At 33.4% G+C, this 4,531-nt stretch carries 3 protein-coding genes; all 3 read right to left on the reverse strand.

The annotated features are described in order from the left end of the window. Positions 1 to 76: 76 nt before the first annotated feature. Complete coding sequence (locus DFP77_RS19205) at positions 77 to 496, reverse strand: hypothetical protein (RefSeq protein WP_114413782.1); 420 nt, start codon at positions 494 to 496, stop codon at positions 77 to 79. Positions 497 to 588: 92 nt separating this feature from the next. Beyond that, a complete protein-coding gene (locus DFP77_RS19210; RefSeq protein WP_114413783.1) occupies positions 589 to 2,142 on the reverse strand; it encodes a methyl-accepting chemotaxis protein in 1,554 nt (517 codons plus the stop codon). 3 nt (positions 2,143 to 2,145) lie between these two features. After that, positions 2,146 to 4,110: an EAL domain-containing protein gene (locus DFP77_RS19215; protein WP_114413784.1), complete on the reverse strand. Its 1,965-nt coding sequence runs from the start codon at positions 4,108 to 4,110 to the stop codon at positions 2,146 to 2,148. Between the last annotated feature and the right edge of the window lie 421 nt (positions 4,111 to 4,531).

The following is a 4,531-nucleotide window of genomic DNA, read 5'->3' on the forward strand; positions in this document are numbered from 1 at the left end:
CAAGTGGGTTAAGTGGTGATTAAATGTCGCTTCTGAGGAAATACTGTCACAAGCTGAAAGTCAGCTAAAAATTGTCTTACTTGTTCGTATGTTCCTTAGCTGTAACAAGCTTGTTATTCAGATCAAAAACCGCATACGAATCCTGACCTAAACCTATTAATTTTTGCCAGCTTAGCTCAGCCAAAATCGGCTCAGAGACCGGCTCGAAAACATAAAGCAAACAAGACTCAAGATGCTTAATCGTAAAAGGTGTTGTTTGCAACTTAAAATGCAACCCTTTATCGCCTTTGATGTAATCACTACTTTTGTCGTGATGCTTCAACAAAAAAGTAAGGGCTTGATTATCATCGGATTTGTTAAAACTTTGGCTTAACGAACCATAAGCCTGATTGCTGGCAATAACTTTCTGTTCTCTATCAACAATAACTGCAGCGTCTTTATGAGTGATAACTACTTGCTCTGCCATTATTTTTGTATTTTTTGAACTAAACCACATAACATTCCACTATTTCACTGTTTTAATTAAGCATTTTCAAATATTGATACGCTTGAAAACATGTTTGTGGATCACAAAAAGGCATTGTCAACTTATCGCTTAAATCCAACAACCAAATCTTTAAGTTGATTTGCTACATTATCTAACTCTTGCACAGCCTCTCCTGCTTCAATGGATTTCCCAGTACAATCTGTAGACAATGAAGATATGTTAATGATCTGCCTATTAACTTCATCAGAAACTAAAGCCTGTTCTTCAACTGCAGCTGCCATTTGTACCGACATATCAACAATTAAGTTCATATCATCAGCAAAGCTATTCAGCATTGTTTCTGTCTCACTGACATTAATTAAACCATTCTCTGCGGAAGAGCTACATTGCGCAGCAATAGCAACAGAATTAGAAACAGAGTCTCTAAAATGAGTAATTATCGAGTAGATTTTCTTGGTCGACTCTTGTGTGCGTTGTGCCAATTGCCTCACTTCATCGGCAACAACCGCAAAACCACGACCATGCTCTCCTGCGCGGGCCGCTTCAATCGCCGCATTAAGCGCCAGCAGGTTTGTTTGCTCTGCAATTTGCTCAATAATACCGGCAGCATCAGCAATATTCGTTGTCTGAGATTCAAGTTCTTTTATTGAATTCGTAATATCTTCAACACTGCCGTTTAAAGAAGCTATTGAGTGCTTAGATCGACTGGATAACTCGACACCTTTAGTAACCTTCTCCCGTGCAACAGTGGCATTTGTTGCGGTCTCTTGCACATGTTTAGATACTTCAAAAATGGCCGTGCTCATTTCATTCATTGCTGCTGCAACTTGCTCTGTTTCACTGGACTGTTTATCCATATAAAACTTCGTATTATTCGTCGCATCTAATCCTACTTTTGACTCTCTACTCAATTCATTTGCTGAGTTTTCAATACGACTTAGCACTGTATTTAAATGAGATAACTCACTCAGAATACTGACTTTAATACGTCCTATTGAAGAGACATCATCAGTGTATGTAGCAACGGCCACAGGATGGCTAAATGATTCTTTAAGTAAATCGTCTATAGATGATAATGATTTCTTGAATGAGTAATTTTGATAACTAAAAAAAACTAAAACATTTAGTAAGATTGCAGAGAGTAGTAATGCGCTATTATCTTCAAAAACAAAAAAACTAGAAATCAAGCAAGTTAAAAAAACCATCAAACTATAAACCCCTTGAGGGATTTTCAATTTCGATTTTTTATTAGTATTAAGTCTTGAGTAATACTCATCTGCTCTAATCACATCTTCAGATTTAGGCGTGACACGCACACTTTCAAATCCAACTACTTTACCAGACACCGTTATCGGTGTTACATAAGCATTCACCCAATAATGATCACCATTTTTACATCTATTCTTTACTAATCCCATCCATGGCTTACCAGACTTCAGATACTCCCACATTATAGAAAATGCTTGAGGAGGCATATCTGGATGACGAACAATATTATGTGACGAGCCAACAAGCTCACTCCGATCAAACCCACTTATTGCAACAAACTCATCATTGCAATAAGTTATTACACCTTTTAAGTCTGTTGAGGTAACAAGCGTTGTTCCTGCTGAAAGGGTAACCTCTCGATTGGTAACTGGAAGATTTTTTTTCATTTTTTAACCTCTCAAATTTGATATATCGGTGGGCTTACCAAAATAATAACCTTGAAAAAAATCACATTTCATTTCTTTCAATATCACCACCTGTTGATTGTTTTCCACTCCCTCAGCAACCACTTTCATTCCATTCAGATGCGCAATTTTTATAATAGATTCGACCATACCATCACCTCGATATGTGCCTAAAGCATCTATAAAAAGCTTATCGATTTTTAAGTAATTAATGTTAAATGATGTAAGATAACTTAGTGATGAATAGCCCTTACCAAAATCATCTAAGGAAAAACTAACACCTTTACTTCGCAATAAATCAATATTAGATCGTGCATTACCACTGTCATCAATTAGAGAATCCTCCGTAATTTCGATATCAATATAATCCAAATCAATATCGAACGCTTTAGCACTCTCTTCTATTAATCCAACGATAAAACATGAATTAATAGAAATAGACGACATATTTATAGAAATTGACATTTTTTGTAACAGTGGATTTTCTGAAATAGCTTTAAAAGCTTTGATGATAATTTTCTTATCAACCAACTCCATTAAATCTAAATTATTAACGGCACTAATTATCTCAACTGGTGAGACCCATCCTATTAATTTACTATTCCATCTCATCAACGCTTCATAACCATAGACAGAAAAATCTTCAGATTTTATCTTAGGTTGAAAATACAAAACAACTTCATCATCCATAATTTTTATTACATTACTTTCAATGTATTTTATTCTATTAATACTATCCTCGACTGAAGCATCGTAATAAGAAACAACAACATTATTATTAATGGCATATCTAAGTGAGAAATCAGTTCTCCTCAAAATTTCATCAATACTTTTCCCTATACCATTATCATGATAATCACAGAATCCAACTCTGAACTTTTTATTCACAATAAAATCAGTTGAAAGAGCTAAGTCCGATATATTTTTTACAATTTCATTAAAGAGACTAGGGATTGGAAGATATGTCTTTTTCACGCAACTTAAAAATGAATAGTCACTAATTTGAATGGTGTAATCCACACATTCCACACTCACGATCAAATTGAAAATGGTATAAATTGACTTCGTCAGAAAGTCTCGATCAAATATTTTTTTATTCACTTCAACCATTTCAAATCGAGCACGGAAAAAATAATAATCGTCTAAATTAACTCCCTTACTTTCTAATAAAAACCTTAGATAGTTAACATTAGGAAGCTCGGTAATAGGATCATACATCTTAGCTTTTAAGAGTGACTCACTGATTTTTTCAGATTCTGTACGATCAATACCTACAATTTGAATCCTATCATTAGATGCAAGTTTAAAATTCCAATCTATCACATGTTTTTTTTCATCAATTTCAATAGACGACTTGGAAATAGAATAAAAACCATCTTGCAAAGTTTTTTGGATAATATGTTCAAATTTATAGTTTTCAAAAAAATCCATAACGAATTTATTTGAATCGAAGAATCCGCTTTCAGAAAATAAGACATTTGACTTTATCACTAATCCATTTTTATCAATGGACGCTATGTATAAGCCTTCATAATTAGATAAGTTATCATAGTTTTCCATTGTCTCATTCAGATCATTTTTGACTGAATAATAAGGCGTCATATCATGGCAAATACCTATATATTTCAAATTACCACTTTCATCTTCAGCCTTACCAACCGACAAATGCATGTTAAACTCTTGACCATTACTTTTCTTTCCAACAACTTCACGACCGATTCCTATAATTTTGGCATTACTCGTCTTTCTATAGTTCTCAAGATAACCATCATGCTCCATTGCTATCTTTTTCGGCATGAGAATAGATATATTTTTCCCTACAACGATATTTTCTGCATAGCCAAACAGTTTCTCAGCTGAAGGTGAAAATGCTTCAATTATACCCATATTATTAATGACAATAATGGCATCAACTGCTGATTTGAAAATTGAGTCGTAAAAATTACTCAAAACCTTATCCTTTTAAACAGTATTAAAAAATAAAACCACATTTAAAATAAAAATATGACATATGAAAAAAGACATTAATCAATATAATTTACAATGCTATTAATAATCAGCACAAAAAAAAGATTGAGAAAAAATTATTTTTTATAAAATAATATAAAGTTCATTTTCTCGAATTATATGATTTCAATAAAGTATAGGTGGGGTATATGGAGAATCTATAAAAAATGCAACATATAAAACGGACACTAAAGTAGTTTTATCGAGAGATCTAAAATCCATACTAGATAGATAATTACTTGCAAAGCTAAATACACTACAACAATTACCGGCGTCTTTCAAGGTAGTTGTCGCCTAAAATAATTAAGCAGCGTCTTTGTGTTGCTCTGGATTTAATTCCACATCACCTATTGGCTGCCAGTTT

Source organism: Marinomonas foliarum, from assembly GCF_003337275.1.
Classification (GTDB): Bacteria; Pseudomonadota; Gammaproteobacteria; order Pseudomonadales; family Marinomonadaceae; genus Marinomonas; species Marinomonas foliarum.

Bases quoted from the DNA above. Each gene is read 5' to 3' on its own strand.
- DFP77_RS19205 (WP_114413782.1), bottom strand. From the start codon at position 496: ATGTGGTTTAGTTCAAAAAATACAAAAATAATGGCAGAGCAAGTAGTT.
- DFP77_RS19210 (WP_114413783.1), bottom strand. From the start codon at position 2,142: ATGAAAAAAAATCTTCCAGTTACCAATCGAGAGGTTACCCTTTCAGCA.